This is a genomic window from Streptomyces sp. ME19-01-6 (assembly GCF_033793745.1).
Lineage (GTDB): Bacteria > Actinomycetota > Actinomycetes > Streptomycetales > Streptomycetaceae > Streptomyces.
Genome location: NZ_JARAXF010000038.1, coordinates 20,633 through 35,228, shown reverse-complemented (window position 1 = coordinate 35,228; position 14,596 = coordinate 20,633). Strand labels below are relative to the sequence as shown.

Annotated in this window: 14 protein-coding genes and 1 pseudogene; 8 read left to right on the top strand and 7 right to left on the bottom strand. The window is 71.5% G+C overall.

What is annotated here, in order from left to right; translation table 11 throughout:
• Positions 1-20: 20 nt before the first annotated feature.
• Together PV419_RS45125 and PV419_RS45120 are read right to left on the bottom strand one after the other, a co-directional pair.
• Positions 21-236 carry a type II toxin-antitoxin system VapB family antitoxin gene (locus tag PV419_RS45125; RefSeq protein WP_319699101.1) on the bottom strand — a complete coding sequence of 72 codons (216 nt, stop codon included), beginning with the start codon at positions 234-236 and terminating at the stop codon, positions 21-23.
• 104 nt (positions 237-340) lie between these two features.
• Positions 341-775, bottom strand: coding sequence for an ATP-binding protein (locus PV419_RS45120; protein ID WP_319699099.1), 435 nt, complete (start codon positions 773-775; stop codon positions 341-343).
• Between the two features lie 92 nt (positions 776-867).
• Here PV419_RS45120 and PV419_RS45115 point away from each other — a divergent pair, with 92 nt between their 5' ends.
• From PV419_RS45115 to PV419_RS45100, 4 genes are all read left to right on the top strand, one after another.
• A complete protein-coding gene (locus PV419_RS45115) occupies positions 868-1,791 on the top strand; it encodes a helix-turn-helix transcriptional regulator (protein ID WP_319699214.1) in 924 nt (307 codons plus the stop codon).
• Positions 1,792-1,802: 11 nt separating this feature from the next.
• Positions 1,803-2,003 (top strand): DUF397 domain-containing protein, encoded by a 201-nt coding sequence (locus PV419_RS45110; RefSeq protein WP_319699097.1) that lies wholly within the window; start codon positions 1,803-1,805, stop codon positions 2,001-2,003.
• An 87-nt stretch (positions 2,004-2,090) separates the two neighbouring features.
• Complete coding sequence (locus tag PV419_RS45105) at positions 2,091-2,750, top strand: response regulator transcription factor (RefSeq protein ID WP_319699096.1); 660 nt, start codon at positions 2,091-2,093, stop codon at positions 2,748-2,750.
• A 157-nt stretch (positions 2,751-2,907) separates the two neighbouring features.
• Positions 2,908-3,636, top strand: coding sequence for a hypothetical protein (locus PV419_RS45100; RefSeq protein ID WP_319699094.1), 729 nt, complete (start codon positions 2,908-2,910; stop codon positions 3,634-3,636).
• Here the strand turns inward: PV419_RS45100 and PV419_RS45095 are convergent.
• Together PV419_RS45095 and PV419_RS45090 are read right to left on the bottom strand one after the other, a co-directional pair.
• Complete coding sequence (locus PV419_RS45095) at positions 3,618-4,301, bottom strand: hypothetical protein (RefSeq protein ID WP_319699093.1); 684 nt, start codon at positions 4,299-4,301, stop codon at positions 3,618-3,620. The genes PV419_RS45100 and PV419_RS45095 overlap by 19 nt on opposite strands.
• A 79-nt stretch (positions 4,302-4,380) precedes the next feature.
• Positions 4,381-4,935 carry an HXXEE domain-containing protein gene (locus PV419_RS45090; RefSeq protein WP_319699212.1) on the bottom strand — a complete coding sequence of 185 codons (555 nt, stop codon included), beginning with the start codon at positions 4,933-4,935 and terminating at the stop codon, positions 4,381-4,383.
• A 172-nt stretch (positions 4,936-5,107) separates the two neighbouring features.
• On the opposite strand from PV419_RS45090, the gene PV419_RS45085 reads away from it, so the two are divergent.
• Positions 5,108-8,242, top strand: coding sequence for an alpha-N-acetylglucosaminidase (locus PV419_RS45085; protein ID WP_319699091.1), 3,135 nt, complete (start codon positions 5,108-5,110; stop codon positions 8,240-8,242).
• Between the two features lie 94 nt (positions 8,243-8,336).
• On the opposite strand, the gene PV419_RS45080 is transcribed toward PV419_RS45085, so the two are convergent.
• Positions 8,337-9,329, bottom strand: coding sequence for a hypothetical protein (locus PV419_RS45080; protein WP_319699090.1), 993 nt, complete (start codon positions 9,327-9,329; stop codon positions 8,337-8,339).
• On the opposite strand from PV419_RS45080, the gene PV419_RS45075 reads away from it, so the two are divergent.
• On the top strand, positions 9,328-9,600 hold the full coding sequence (locus PV419_RS45075; protein WP_319699088.1) for a hypothetical protein: 273 nt from the start codon (positions 9,328-9,330) through the stop codon (positions 9,598-9,600). The two genes, PV419_RS45080 and PV419_RS45075, sit on opposite strands and share 2 nt — an antisense overlap.
• 136 nt (positions 9,601-9,736) lie before the next feature.
• Positions 9,737-11,749, top strand: coding sequence for a hypothetical protein (locus PV419_RS45070; protein ID WP_319699210.1), 2,013 nt, complete (start codon positions 9,737-9,739; stop codon positions 11,747-11,749).
• A gap of 16 nt (positions 11,750-11,765) precedes the next feature.
• Here the strand turns inward: PV419_RS45070 and PV419_RS45065 are convergent, their stop codons facing one another.
• Complete coding sequence (locus tag PV419_RS45065; RefSeq protein WP_319699087.1) at positions 11,766-12,293, bottom strand: DinB family protein; 528 nt, start codon at positions 12,291-12,293, stop codon at positions 11,766-11,768.
• 201 nt (positions 12,294-12,494) lie between these two features.
• Between PV419_RS45065 and PV419_RS45060 the strand changes: the two genes are divergently transcribed.
• Complete coding sequence (locus PV419_RS45060; protein WP_319699085.1) at positions 12,495-13,088, top strand: hypothetical protein; 594 nt, start codon at positions 12,495-12,497, stop codon at positions 13,086-13,088.
• 58 nt (positions 13,089-13,146) lie between these two features.
• Here the strand turns inward: PV419_RS45060 and PV419_RS45055 are convergent.
• Positions 13,147-14,526: pseudogene (locus PV419_RS45055) on the bottom strand (alpha-amylase); the annotation flags it as partial.
• Positions 14,527-14,596: the final 70 nt, after the last annotated feature.

The window sequence follows — 14,596 nt, the reverse complement described above, 5'->3', positions numbered from 1 at the left end:
GCCAGTCGCACGTCAGGACATCACGCGGAATCCGCGAGAACGGTTCCCGGCGCGGCGTTGACGACACGCGCATCGTAGGTGAGGTCGACTGTGCCGCTGTCGATAGCGTCCATGAACTCCATTCGCCGGTGCAATTTGGCCGCCTCCTCCATGGCACGGCGCACCGCCGCCGCCTTGGTCTTCACGTTGTACACCCGCATCAACTCTTCGGTCGTTTCGTCATCGAGATCGATCACGGTGCGAGACATCTCAACCCACTCTCCGGAGAGGAACGAGTCCCCTGGGTGCGCGGGGGCGCCCTCTACAGGGGCGCCCCCGTGCGGAAGCCTTCCCCTTGCGCTCAGCTGGGTTGCTCCTCAGGCTTCGGCGGCGCGAGGGCGAACCACACCGCCTTGCCGGTGACGCCCGCGTCCTTGTCGGTGTAGTCGACCACGCCCCAGTCGTCCGAGCACGACTCGACCAGCGCCAGCCCCCGGCCGCCCTCGTCGTCGACCTCGGCCTGCACGCGCTGGGGCAGGGCCGAGCCCGAGTCCCATACGGTGACGCGGAAGTCCGGGGGCTGTGGCTGCCAGTCCATGCTGACGTACGAGTCGGTGGCGGTATTGCGCAGGGCGTTCGTCGTCAGCTCGGAGACGAGGAGTTCGGCGGTGTCGACGAGGCAGTCGAGACGGGCCGATTTGAGGATGTGGCGGATGGTGGCTCGTACGACGCCCACCGCACGCGGGTCGTGCGGGATGAACAGGCCGTAGGACCAAGGCGATTCTGGCGTGCGCATGTGGCAGCCTCCAGGTGAGTACCTTGCGTGACTGGCGCCATACTCACCGTAGACTTACAGGTGCCATCACTGCAACCTTCTTGCCCAATTGGGTGGTTGCGCGGTGGACTGGCCCGAGGGAAGGGAGAACCGTGGGACTCAGAAGCAGCCCTACATATCGGCAGCGACGACTGGGGGCGGAGCTGCGCCGCATGCGCGAGCGGAGTGGCCTGTCTTCGTACGAGATGGCGGCGCGGCTCGGCATGAAGCAGCCGCAGCTGAGCCACATCGAAGCAGGGCGCACCACGATCGGCGTGGAGCGGCTGCGGGCGCTGGCAGCCGAGTCGGGTGTCAGCGATAGCACCTTTATCGAAGCTCTGATCGAGATGGAGCAGTCGTCCGGCAAGGGGTGGTGGAGCGGGTTCCGCAAGCGTCTGCAGCAGCCGTACCTCGATCTCGCCGAATCAGAGGCCGAGGCGGTGCGCCTCAGGAACTACGAGCCGATGTTCATCCCCGGCCTGCTGCAGACACGTGAGTACGCGGAGGCCGTCCATCGGGACGGGTACGCACGGCTCTCCGCAGAGGAGCAGGAGGCCGCGGTCGAGTTCCGGATGGATCGGCAGAAGATCCTCACCGGCGAGCACGCTCCCCGGTTCCACGCGATCATTCACGAGGCCGCGCTACGCCCCTCCATGGGGGACCGCGAGCTGATGCGCGCGCAGTTGCTGCGGCTGGTTGAAGCATCCCGGCTGCCGAACGTGACGCTGCAGATCCTGCCCTTCGACGGCCGCATCGCCTTCGGCACCGGCTTCCTGATGATCGAACCGCAGGTGGCGGACCTGAGCACGACGCTCGTCTCGCACGTCGAGCAGACGCTGTACTTGGAAGACGCGGCCTCCTTCGCCAGGTACGACGGGCACTTCGCTAGGTTGGAAGCCATGGCGCTGGCTCCCATCGACGCCACGGCGGCGCCCGAGACCCGCATCGCCAAGAACTCGCTGGGGCTGATCCAGCGCATCCTGTATCCCCTGCTCTAGGAGAGGCATCGATGTCTCGGCTGATATGGCGGAAGTCAAGCTTCAGCGAGGGAGGAGCCGTCAACTGCCTCGAGGTCGCCACCGGCCCCACCGGCACCCCCCACCTCCGAGAAAGCGACGACCCCAACACCGTCATAGCCACCACCCCCACCGCCCTCCGCGCACTCCTCCGCACCATAAAAACCGGCGCCCTCGACCGTCCGGGCCGCTGATCAGCCCCCACTCACCTCTCGGCGGTACATTCGTCGGATTCGGTCAAGTCCCCCGCCCCGGGGGCCCGATGAAGTCTTGGAGCCGCCGTGCGCGTTGTCCTCGCCGAAGATCTGTTCCTGCTGCGGGACGGTCTGGTCCGGCTGCTGGAGGCCTACGACTTCGAGATCGCGGCGGCCGTGGACACCGGGCCCGACCTGACCCGCGCGTTCGCCGAGCTGAAGCCGGACGTCGCCGTCGTGGATGTGCGGCTGCCGCCGTCGTTCACGGATGAGGGGCTGCAGTGCGCGCTGGCGGCGCGGCGGGCTCGGCCGGGGTTGCCGGTGTTGGTGCTCTCGCAGCATGTGGAGCAGTTGTACGCGCGGGAGCTGCTGGCCGACGGGAGCGGTGGGGTGGGGTATCTGCTCAAGGACCGGGTGTTCGACGCCGATCAGTTCATCGACGCGGTGCGGCGGGTGGCGGCGGGCGGGACCGCGATGGATCCGCAGGTGATCTCGCAGCTGCTGGACCGGCGGTCGCAGGACAAGCCGATGGGGAATCTGACGCCGCGCGAGCGGGAGGTGATGGAGCTGATGGCGCAGGGGCGGTCCAACGCGGCCATCGCCGCGCAGTTGTTCGTCACCGAGCGGGCGGTCGCCAAGCACACCTCGAACATCTTCGGGAAGCTCGGCCTGCCGCCGTCCGACGACGACAACCGCCGGGTGCTGGCCGTGCTGGCCTATCTCGACCGGGGGCATGCTCGGGATTAGCCGGATGGGTAGTCGCGAGAGACGGCGGGGACCCCTCCCGGAGTGAGACGGCTACCGTCTCGCCATGGCATGGTTCCGAGGGAAATCGAAGCAGCGCGCGGCCGGCTCCCCGGCCCCAGCGGGCAGGGCAGACGGACAGCCGCCTATCACGGTCGCGGTGCGCGATCCGAGTGTCGCGCGGGAGGTGCCGCTCCCCCGCGAGGGCCTGCTCGTCGGCGGCCACCGGCTGCCGCCGATCACCGAGCCCAGCGAGACCGACCTGGGCGCCGCCATGATGCGGCGGAGCATGCCGGGCTACCACGGCCCGGCTGACGGCGTCTCGATGCACCACAACCTGCACCACGGTCGGCTCGACACCCCCTGCTACGTCGGCCTGGGCGGACGGGCGGCCGTTGTCCTGTGTCTGGCCAGGGAGACCCGGCGGAACCTGGACAGCGTGCACGATGCCCTCGCGACCGGCGAGCCGACGCTGTTCCTTCACGGTCACCAGCTCGGCGAGTACGGCCTGCTGCGGGCCGTACTCGTGCTCGCCGACGAGGGCCTGGCGTTCGAGACGCCGATGAGCCTGGCCGGCGGCGACGTGCAGGAGTTCCTCGCGGCCGCCTACGCCGGCCAACGCATCGAGCTCCACCTCGGTCACGAGATGAAGGACCAGTTGCTGCCCCTCGCCTACCACGCGCGCGGCGTCCGGGCCGTCCTCGACAGCGCGTTGGCCACGCTCGCCGGCCTCCCCCAGCTATCGAACGTTGCCGAGCAGAACGAGCCGCTGGCCCGCCTGCGGGCCCGATTTCCCGACATCCGCGATGGGCTGCCCCCCGACGCGGCCGTCCACCTGGAATCCGCCGGCCGCGCCGAGCCGGCCGTTCGCTACGAGATCGTCCTCTGACCTCCCTCAGCCGGCTGAGCTGGTCTGACCGTGGTGGACCGGTGAACGATGGCGTGAGCACCTGGGCACCTGCCGGTTGCTTGAAGTTCTCGGGTCAGGCGCGCGAGCGTCTCAGGGACCCTGCGCACGGTCATGCTCTGTTGCAGGAGTTCGAGGTCGGCGCCGTGAGCGCCGAGGTGGGCCAGGAGCGGCTGATACCGGTCAGGGCGATCGCGGAGGAACTCGGTGGTCAGCCGGAGCTCCAGCCGCACACATTCGATGCGGTGCCCGCCGCAGTCCACGGTGGCGTAGTGCTGCCAGGGGCCGGGTCCCTGGCACTCCCACCCATCCTCGTCGCACGGTACTTCCACCGTGCTGACGCTGAATCCGACGCCGTCCAGGCTGTAGCAGGCGAAGTACTGCTTGGCCGATGCGAGCCATTGCGGAGCGGTCACACACGGCAAGTCCGCCAGCGCTTCGGCGACGGCGTCGACGTCCTGGCGTCGGTCGACGAGGATGTCGACATCGCCCACCGGCAGGTCGACGCCCTGCAGGCGAGCCGCTGCCGTGCCGACGAGCCGGTACCGGAGCCCCGGAGCGACAGCCTTGATCAAGTCAAAGCCGGTGCGCAACACCTCGTCGAGTTCGTGGCGGTCGCGCAGCGGCCGAGTTTCGATCCCATCCATGGTCGACAGGATGCCCCCTGGGTCCGACATCGCTCGCTCCCGCCGACGGGGCAAGCTTCCGCGGGATCCCCTGCGGCGATCAAGTCCGGGACGGCGTGCCGCCCCGGCTGAGAAGCCGTCGCGCCACCATCTGTGTCCCGGCCGTGGCCGCCGCGGCGAGGGCCAGCCCCTGCACCGCGTCACGTGGCCGGGTGGGGCGCAGCACCTCGGCTCGTCGGAGCCGGCCGCGGGCCCACAGGGTGAAGGGGATGACGACCAGCGGGGAGGTGACCACACCGGGTGTGTATCCGCGGACGGCCGCGGCCTGCGCCAGATGCACCAGGCCGTGCAGCCCGAACCCGTTGAGGGCCCCCTGGAAGAAGGGGGAACGTCCGCCGGTGCGGTGTCCTTCGGCAGCGGCGGCGGCCACGATGACGGCCATCCCGGCGACGGCCGTCGCGAATTCGCGGCCGTCGACGGATGCCAGGCGCTGCCATACCCGCTCGGGCACCTGGGGAAAGCGCTTCCGTAGTTCGGGGACCCGGGCGCGGGCCCAGCCCGGCACCGTGGCCACCTCTTCCAGGTCATGGACCGCCCATGCGGCCAGCAGTCCGAAAGTGACGCAAGGGCCGGTCCCTTTGCCGTCAGTGGTCATCGTGTTTCCGCTCACGGATGAGAAGTCTGGCAGCACGCGTCCCGGACCCCGGGAGCCCCCTGCCGCGAACAGGGTGACGTCTCGTACGCACCATTGCTGGCACCCCGTCACCCTCGTTAACGTGCCGCTCACATACGACCGTTGGCCCGGGCCGGGCGTCATTGGGGGCATCATGAGCGATCTGAGCAGACGCACGCTGATCGGAACCGCTGGAGCACTCGGCGTCGGGGCCGCCCTCGGGGGCCCGGCGGCGGCCGAAGGGACGGACAACACAGGAGAAACCGCGGAGGACGGCGCCGTGTTCGACACCGCGCCCGCGCGCGCCGCGCTGAAGCGCCTGCTGCCGGAGCACGCCGAGCAGTTCCGCCTGGTGCCGCTGGAGCGCGAGGGCGGCGAGGAGCGGTTCGAGGTCTCGGGGCGGCCGGGGCGGATCGAGGTGGCGGGGACCAGCCCGGCGGTGCTGCTCACGGGCGTGCACTGGTATTTGAAGTACACCTGTCATGCCCTGATCACCTGGGCCGGGGACCAGCTGGACCTGCCCAAGACGCTGCCCGCGCCCCGGGGCCGCGTCGAACAGTCCACCGCGCTCCCGCACCGCTTCGCGTTCAACGACACCCACGACGGCTACACCGCGCCGTTCGCCGGCTGGGACCACTGGGAGCACCTGATCGACGTCGCGGCCCTGCACGGCTGCAACGAGCTGCTGGTCACCGCCGGGCAGGAGGCCGTCTACCACCTCCTCCTCAAGGACTTCGGCTACTCCGACGAGGAGGCGCGCGCCTGGCTGCCCGCGCCCTCCCACCAGCCCTGGTGGCTGCTGCAGAACATGAGCGAGTACGGCGGGCCGGTGAGCCCAGAGCTGCTGGCCAAGCGCATCGACTTGGGGCAGAAGATCGCCGACCGGCTGCGTGAGCTGGGCATGCGGCCGGTGTTCCCCGGCTACTTCGGAACCGTCCCGGACGGGTTCGTCGAGCGCAACCCGGGGGCGCGTACGGTCCCGCAGGGCACCTGGAACGGGCTCCAGCGCCCCGACTGGCTCGATCCGCGCACCGAGCCGTTCCGGCAGGTGGCCGCCGCGTTCTACCGCCACCAGCAGGAGCTGTTCGGCGAGTGCGACCTGTTCAAGATGGATCTGCTGCATGAGGGCGGCGCCGCCGGGGACGTCCCGGTGGCCGGCGCGGCCCGCGCCGTGGAGACCGCCCTGCAGACCGCCCGGCCCGGCGCGATCTGGGTGATCCTCGGCTGGCAGGCCAACCCCCGCCGGGAGCTGCTGGACGCCGTGAACCACGACCACATGCTGGTGGTGGACGGCCTCTCGGACCTGGACTCGATCGGCGACCGGGAGAAGGACTGGGGCTCGGTGCCGTACGCCTTCGGCACCATCCCGAACTTCGGCGGCCGCACCACGATCGGCGCCAAGACCCACATCTGGGCGCGGCGGTTCACCCAGTGGCGCGACAAGCCGGGCAGCAAGCTGGTCGGCACCGCCTACATGGCGGAGGCGGTCGGGCGCGATCCGGCGGCGTTCGAGCTGTTCAGCGAGTTGGCGTGGCGGGATACGGCGGTGGACCGCGAGGAGTGGTTCCGTACGTACGCGGACGTACGGCTGGGCGGGCGGGACGAGCGGGGCCGCCAGGCGTACGCGGCGCTGCGCGACACCGCGTACCAGATCACCAGCTCCGACGGCCGCCCGCACGACTCGGTCTTCTCCGCCCGCCCCGATGTGACCGCGCGCTCCGGCACCAACTACGCCACCCGTATCCCCGCCTTCGACCTGGCGGACTTCGACGCCGCCTTCGCCGCGCTGTTGAACGTACGCCCGGCGCTGCGCGACTCCGACGCCTACCGCCACGATCTGACCGACATCGCCCGTCAGGCGCTCGCCGACCGCTCCTGGACGCTGATCCCGCATCTGCACGACGCGTACGAGCGCAAGGACCTGGAGACCTTCCGGGTACTGGCCCGGCTGTGGCTGAAACTGATGCGGCTGAGCGACGACATGACCGGCGCGCACCGCGGCTTCCTGCTCGGGCCCTGGCTGGAGGACGCCAAGCGGATGGCGTCGAACGAGGCGGAGGCCGCGCACTTCGAACACCTCGCGCGCACCCTCATCACCACCTGGGCGGACCGGGTCACGGCGGACGCCCCCGGAAAGCTCGCCAACTACGCCAACCGCGACTGGAACGGCCTCATCGGCGACTTCCACCTGCCGCAGTGGCAGAGCTACCTGGACGAGCTGGAGGACGCGCTCGCCGAGGGGCGCGAGCCGCGCGACTTCGACTGGTTCGCGGTCGAGGAACCCTGGACGCGCGAGCGCAAGAGCTACCCGGTCCGGCCCACGACGGACGCCCACCGCACGGCACGCCGGGTGTACGAGGCGCTGGCCAAGGCCCCGTACCAGGGCACGGCCACCGTCTCCACCACCCCGCCCCAGGTACCGCCCGGCGGCGCCGCCGACATCGCCGCGGCCCTGCGCAACATGAACGGGCTGCGCGCCACCGGCCGGGTCGACTTCGACCTGACCGTGACCGGGCTCGACCCGAAGCCGCAGGGCGACACCTGGCTCCGCTCGATCCCGGCGGCCAGGACAGGCGAGGTCCACTGGCGGGCCACCGCGCCCGACGAGCCGCTCCAGGACCCGCTGAAGCCGCTGCCGTACCGGCTCGGCGTGGAGTTCGGGCCGCGCGGTGAGGACCGGGTGCGGCTGCTGCGCACCGGCACCCTGTGGGTGGCCGGGCCGCTGGACTCCGGCCTGAAGACGGTCACCAACAACGGCGCGGTTTTCGGCCAGTTGTCGGACCGCTTCGCGATCGACGGGGCGGGGCGCGACCTGTGGAAGGCGACGACCGAGTTCGGGTCGGTGTACCGGGAAGGGGCGCTGGCGGTCGGCACCGCCGTCACGGTGAAGGTGGACAGCCAGGCCGTGACCGGCGCATGGGCGCGGGCGGGCATCATCGCGCGCGACAGCCTGGCGACGGCGGGCTCCCTGGGCTTTGTGAACCTGGCCGCCACCCCGTCCAACGGGGTCGTGCTGTCGTACGACACGAACGGGGACGGCACGCTGGACGCGTACAAGCGGATCACCGGCGTCAAGGCGCCCGTGCTGCTGCGGCTGACGCGCGCGTCCGCCACCTCGTACAAGGGCGAGCTGTCGACCGACGACGGGACGACCTGGCGGACGGTGGCGACGGTCACGGCGCCGGGGGGCTCCGGCTCCGCGCAGGACGTGGGGATCTTCATGAGCGCGACGCATGGGGGGAACGTGGCGCGCGGGACGGTGGAGTTCAGCGGGTGGCGCGTGGGGTGACCGCGCGGGAGCTTCAGGTCTGGTGACACGGTGACCGGAAGCGGGGGACGGCGAGTGCCCGTCCGTCCCCCGCCCGTCCCCCGCTCGGGCGCCGCTACCGGCGCGCGGTCAGCACCACTCCGGGACCCACCTGCTGGGAGTCGCCCGGCGGGTACACGCCCGTGACGTCGATCGTCCGGCCCGAGGCCGAGACGCCGATCGCCTCCAGCGGTTCGGCACCGCCGTTCGGCAGGTCCATCGACACCCACTGTCCGCCGGTGCGGCGGAGCACCGCGCTGGGGGTGTCGTCCGTCGCACCCGCCAGCACGACGGGGGAACCCTGACTGATCGTGACCGACCGAAGTTCCCCGGTCCCCTTCGGCAGCGGGACGTCGACCCACTTCCTGCCGTCGTATCTCAGGGCCAGCCCCTCCCAGGAGCCGTCGGGCTTCTTGACCTGGCCCACGGCCCACACCTGCCCGCGAGGCCCGGCGGCGACCGCGCTCAGGCCCGCGCGTGTGGCATCGATGTCCGGAGCGGGGGCCTTGCTCCAGCGGGCACCGTCATAGTGCAGCAGCAGCGGCTCCGCGGAGTCGGCGTCGTACGTACTGCCCACCGCCCACACGTCATCGGCCGCGACTGCGGCCACGCTCTCGAAATTCCAGCCGCCGCTCTCGCCCGCACCGACGTCCGGGAGCTTCTGCGCCTTCCAGCGGGTGCCGTCCCAGTGCCGGAGCAGGCCCACGCTGCGGGAGTCGCCTTCCGTGACGGGGACCTGCGCCCAGCCCACACCCCAGGCGTCGCCGGGAGCGCGGGTGTCGACGGAGAGGAATCCGGCGCTCATGGTCCCTCGGGGCACGGGAGCGACCGCGGACTTCCAGTCCCTGCCGTTCCAGCGCTGTGTCACCACACCACCGGCTTCCTCGGCATAGTCACCGCCCAGTACGGCGTTGCGCGGCGAAGAGGCGTCGACGTCGTTGAACCGGATGTCAAAGGACTGGGGTACGGGCGCGGTCCGCACCCGCTTCCAGCCCGGGCCCTTCCGCTCGTCACGCTCCCACAGGGTGGGCACGAAGGCGACGCTGTCCCCTCTGGGGACGAACCGCATGCCGGCCACCCAGGTGGTTCGCGCGTCGGGCCGGGTCGAACTGATGGGCGAAGCGTCACCCGGCGTCACCTGCGACTCGCTCCACCCCGAGGCGCGCGGCGAGCTCCCGGACGAGGTCGAGGCGGCGGCGAACGCCGAGGTCGTGCTCGCGGCGACCAGGATCGCGGCACTCACCACGATCGCACCGCGGACGCCGCGGCTGCTGTCGAACATTGTCACGTGTACGGCCTTTCAGATGGACGTCGGAGGCGGCTCCCGGACCGGTTTCTGAAGGCGCCTCACCCTCAACTGTTCGCAGCGAGAAGCCGGTTCCCGCCGACATTCGCCGAGGCGACAATCAAGCCGCCGTGGTCAAGGGCGCCGGGGAGCCGGTGGTGACCAACACATCCGGCGCTCGTTCTCCAACCGTGGAGCAGCAGCAGGCGACAGCAGACCTCCCGGGCGATCCCCCCACCCTCATCGACGTCGAGCAGGCCGAGGCCGCCATCGTCGAGCACTACCCGCGCCTGGTGCGGCTCGGGTACCTGGTGCTGCCGCCAGGCATGGGGCGCACCCGCAGGGTGCTGGCGGCCCATGCGCTCGCCCAGCGCGCGCTGCCCCGCGGCCGGGCGAGCGCCGAGGCCGAGAACCCGGTGGCGGCCCCGGCCGAGGCCGGAGCCGGGCCCAGGGTGCCCGGGCAGCGCGGGCCGGAGGACACGGCGGGCGCGGCGGGCGATGGCGGGTATGCCTTCGTACGGCTGCGGGTGCTGCGCGGCGCGCTGCGGGCCGCGCGGCGGCGGCGCGGGCCGCTGGCGCCGGCCCTGCCCCGGGTGTGGGGGCTGCGGCTGGTCCCGCGCCCGGGCGGGGCCGATGAACTCGCCCTGGACAAGGCGCTGTCGGAGCTGTCCGGCCCCGGCCGCGCCGCGTACGTGCTGCGCGAGCTGGAGCGGATGGGCGACCGCGAGGCGCGCGAGGTGCTGAAGGCCGCCGGGGTCGCCGATCCGCGCGGCGCGCTCGCCGAGGCGGACACGGTGGACGACCCGGCGGGCAGCCGGGACGGGGCGCTGCTGGAGTCCCCCGAGTTCGACCCCTGTGCGCTGCAGGCCCGGCCCACCGATCTGTTGCGGCGCCGCCAGCACGTACGGGCGGCGCTCGCCGCCGCCGCGGCGCTGGTGGTGTGCGGCACGCTGCTCGGTCTGCCCGGCGAGGGCTGGGGCCCCAGCGGCGCGGCCGCGCCCTCGTACGCGCGGAACCCGTCCTCGGAGCGGGCGCTGGACCCGGCCGAGCTGACCCGCGCCGCGCCCGACACGTGGCGCACCGCGACCCGCGCCGACTTCTCGTCCTGGCCCGCGCGTGGCGACCGCAGGGACGACACGCCGCTGCTCCGCCGCGCGCTGGCGGTGTGGGCGCGGCCGGGCCGCTCGGTGCACGTGTCGGCCACGCCCGGCACCCAGTCGGGCCCGCCGTCGGGGCCGCCGCAGCTGCTGTACGCGGGTGAGGTGGACCAGGTGACGGTGGTGCTGCTGTACGACGGGCTGCGGGTGGTGCGGTACGCGGAGACGGGCCGGGGCGACGGCGGCGCGGTGGCGCTGGACTTCGCGCGGGCCGACGCCGCCGACGCGGCCTCCTCGACCGGGCTGGTCGCCACCCGCGCGGACGGCAACGTCCGTTATCTGACGGCCCCTTGGGTGCGTCACCCCTCCGTACGCGACCTGGTACGGCCCGACGAGGCCGCGCGGCCGCTGCGCCTGGCCGCGGACGGGGTGACCGAGCCGGTGCGGGCGGGCGGCGCGGGTCTGGTGCGCGGTTCGGGGCAGACGCCCGACTGCGAGAGCTGGACGGCGCTGCGGCTGGGCTCCCGGCTGGTGACGGACCTGGGCGAGATCGTCCCGGCCCGGCTGACGTACGGCTCTCCGGGCGGGCGAGGGCGGCTCGACGGGCCGCGGGACGTGGCGGGCGCCAGGGCCCGCGCGGCCTGGGCGCACACCGCCTGCCGCCTGCCACTGCTGCACTCGCGGGGCGTGCGCGCGGTCAACGCCTGGCGGTTCGCGGCCCAGCGGCTGCCCGAGGGCGGCGGCGCGGCGGACTGGGTGTGCACCCGCGCGGAGACCTGGCGGGGCGCGGGCGGCCGGGTGCTGGCCCAGTTCCAGCCCCCGGCCACGGACCCGGCTGCCCCGGCCGCGGTCGTCGCGAGCGCGGACGGCTCCCCGGCCTGCGGGCCGCGCGCGCCGCGGGTGCTGGCGGGCGCGCTGTGGAAGTCGCGCACCGGGCGGTGGTATCTGCTGGCGGCGGGCAGCAGCCAGGTGACCTCCGTCGCGGCGCGCGGCGACGTCCGGGGCACGGCTGCGGGACGGCTGCTGACGCTGCCCGCCCAGGCGGGCGACCAGGCCCGGCTGAGCGGCCGCCTGGCCTCCGGCGGGCGGCTGCCGGCGCTGCGGTGATCTCAGCGCGATGATCTCAGCGCGGTGACGCGGCGCGCAGCATCCGCAGCTGCCCGATCTCGGCGACGTTCTTCATCAGTTCGGAGTTCACCCAGCCGAGCATGTGGGCGACCTTGTGCTCGGGGTCGTGTCGCCAGGGGAAAGGCGCGACGGCGGCCAGGTCGGCGTCGGTGAGCCCGTCCAGCACCGCCAGCCAGTCCGCGCGCAGGCGGCGCAGCCACTCGATGGCCGCCTTCCCATCACCCGGCCAAGTGACCTCGGTGCGGTCCCGGGGCGCCCGGCCCTGTGCGTGGTCGAGGGTCACGCTCCACCACCAGCCGATGTGCCAGCTCAGCCAGCCGATCGTGGGGATCGCCACCGGATCGGGTTCGGTGTCCGCCCAGTCGGGCACCCAGCTCCCGTCGGGCTGCTGACGCACGGTCCAGCAGTGATCGGCGGGCTCCCACAGGAAGTCCTCCGGCTCCAGCCGCTCCACGTGGTACTCGAACAGGGTCCAGGTCAAGTCGAACTGCCGGCGCGCCAGATCGGATGGGGATGTATCCATCCGACGACCCTGACACACCATCACCCGTACCCGAAACCGATTTTCCGGGGCGAAAGGGCCCGGAATGTCGTTCCTTACCCGCAGTTCAGCGGAACTGATCCAGAGAACGTGTTTGACCGCTGGATTTCGTCTTGTCGCGTGTGGAAGGCTCGCCAGCGTCCATGGAATTCCGATATTGATTTGGCTACGGCAGGATTTCTCGTGCGGATAACGACTTCGATCGCCGCCACCGCTGTCGCGGTGCTGGCACTCACCCTGACCGGCTGCGGCAGCGACGGCGACGGAACGTCGGCGGCGCCGGCCAAGGACGACAAGGGCGCCAGTCAGTCCAAGGCCACAGGCAAGCCCGCGGCTTCCGGCACCGGCGCCTCGGGCGACATGAAGTCCTCCAGCCCGACGGCCACCCCGAGCCGCAGCAAGGCCCCCAGCAAGACCGCCGCCCCGGTCCCCAGCCGCACCACCAGCGCCCCGGCCAAGGCCCCGGTCCCGAGCCGCACGACCGCGGCCCCGCCCGCCACCCCCAGCAAGTTGGCGAGCGTCCAGGGCACCTGGTACTACCCGGTGCGGGACTCGAGCGGCAACGTGATCACCTTGAGGATCAGCGGCACTTCCATGTCCGCGAACGGCAACAAGGGGACCTGCTCGGGGACCATCAACGCCTCCATGGCCGCCACCTTCACCTGCGGGGGCGAGAGCACGAACGGCACGGCCCAGGTCAGCAACGGCGGCCAGACCCTCACCTTCAACTGGAGCGAGGGCAACCCCGACGTGTTCGTCCGCACCAAGCCCGCGTAACGGCGAAGGAGCCGCACATCCCTCGATGTGCGGCTCCGCTTCCGGCAGACAAAGTTCAGCCGCAGCTCCGCGCGCCCACGTGCAGGGCCACCGCCGTGTTCGCGCCGAGGGTCGCGGTGAACTGGCCGGAGGAGCCCACCGTGACGTCCTTGCCGCTCTGCACGTCGCAGTAGTCGCCGGCAGGCAGTGAGGTCTGGAAGGTCCGGGTCAGCGAGCCGCTCTCGTGGTTGATGGCGACGTAGGCCGCCTCACCGCGCCCGAAGGCGATGGCGCTGTTGCCGTTGTCCCACCAGTTGGTGACGGCCGTACCGCGCGCCGCATTGCGGAAGGCGACCATTTTGATGATCTCGGGCCATTTGTGCTGGCATTTCCAGCCGTCCTGCCAGCAGGCGTTCACCGTGCCTCCGTTGGGCGGCCCGGCGTCGTTGTCGGAGAACTCATAGCCGGAGTGGACGTCCGGGGATCCGTACGGCCAGGCCAGCATGAAGACATTGGCGAGGGTGTAGTTGGCGTTGTCCTTATAGGTGAGGGTGGAGCCATTGCGCTCGGTGTCCCAGTTGTCGACGAAGACACCGGATTTGCCCGAGGCCATATAGCCCCAGCCCTCGCCGAAATTGTTGAGGTAGGCCAGTTTCTCGCTGGTGAAGACGCGCTTGAGGTCGCGGCCGTAGCGGAATTCCTGGACGTCGCCGTTGCCCAGGTACTCCGTCGGCGAGACGGCCTCGCCCGCGCCGTAGATGACCTCCTGCTTCCAGTACACGTTCGGGTCGCTCAGCTTGCCCTTGATCGCGGCCAGGTCCTCGGCCGCCATGTGCTTGGCCGCGTCGATCCGGAAGCCGTCGACGCCGAGCGAGAGCAGGTCGTTCAGGTACTGGGCGATCCGGTCGCGTACGTACGACTCGCCGGTGTCCAGGTCCGCCAGGCCCACCAGCTCGCAGCGCTGGACGTTGCCGCGGTCCTGGTAGTTGCTGATCTGCGCGGTGCAGTCGTCCATGTCCTGGGGCTGGTAGATGCCCGGGTAGGTGTACTTGGTGTACGAGGAGCCGCCGGTGCCCGTGCCGGACCCCGCTGACATGTGGTTGATGACGGCGTCGGCGACGACCTTCACGCCCGCCGCATGACAGGTGTCGATCATGTTCTTGAAGGCGGCGCGGTCACCGAGCCGTCCGGCGATCTTGTAGCTGACGGGCTGGTACGAGGTCCACCACTGGCCGCCCTGGATGTGCTCGGTCGCCGGGGACACCTCGACATAGCCGTAACCGGCCGGTCCCAGCGTGTTGGCGCACTCCTTGGCCACCGAGTCGTATGTCCACTCGAAGAGTTCGGCGGTGACGTCCTTGTCGCCGGGCGGCGCGGCCTGCGCCTGCCCCGGCAGGGCGATGAGCAGGGCCGCGCCCGCCGCGAGGGCGAGGGCGGCCGCGAGGGGTCTGCTGGCCATCGTTCCTCCTGCTTGTGGGGGGACTGCTGCTTGTGGGGGGGATTGCAGAAGACGATCGAGCCTCGGTCGG

Coding starts and splice junctions, on each gene's coding strand:
- PV419_RS45075 (WP_319699088.1), top strand. CDS start 9,328: ATGCCGGCCACCCAGGTGGTTCGCGCGTCGGGCCGGGTCGAACTGATG.
- PV419_RS45080 (WP_319699090.1), bottom strand. CDS start 9,329: ATGCGGTTCGTCCCCAGAGGGGACAGCGTCGCCTTCGTGCCCACCCTG.
- PV419_RS45095 (WP_319699093.1), bottom strand. CDS start 4,301: ATGGATGGGATCGAAACTCGGCCGCTGCGCGACCGCCACGAACTCGAC.
- PV419_RS45120 (WP_319699099.1), bottom strand. CDS start 775: ATGCGCACGCCAGAATCGCCTTGGTCCTACGGCCTGTTCATCCCGCAC.
- PV419_RS45110 (WP_319699097.1), top strand. CDS start 1,803: ATGTCTCGGCTGATATGGCGGAAGTCAAGCTTCAGCGAGGGAGGAGCC.
- PV419_RS45065 (WP_319699087.1), bottom strand. CDS start 12,293: ATGGATACATCCCCATCCGATCTGGCGCGCCGGCAGTTCGACTTGACC.
- PV419_RS45090 (WP_319699212.1), bottom strand. CDS start 4,935: ATGACCACTGACGGCAAAGGGACCGGCCCTTGCGTCACTTTCGGACTG.
- PV419_RS45085 (WP_319699091.1), top strand. CDS start 5,108: ATGAGCGATCTGAGCAGACGCACGCTGATCGGAACCGCTGGAGCACTC.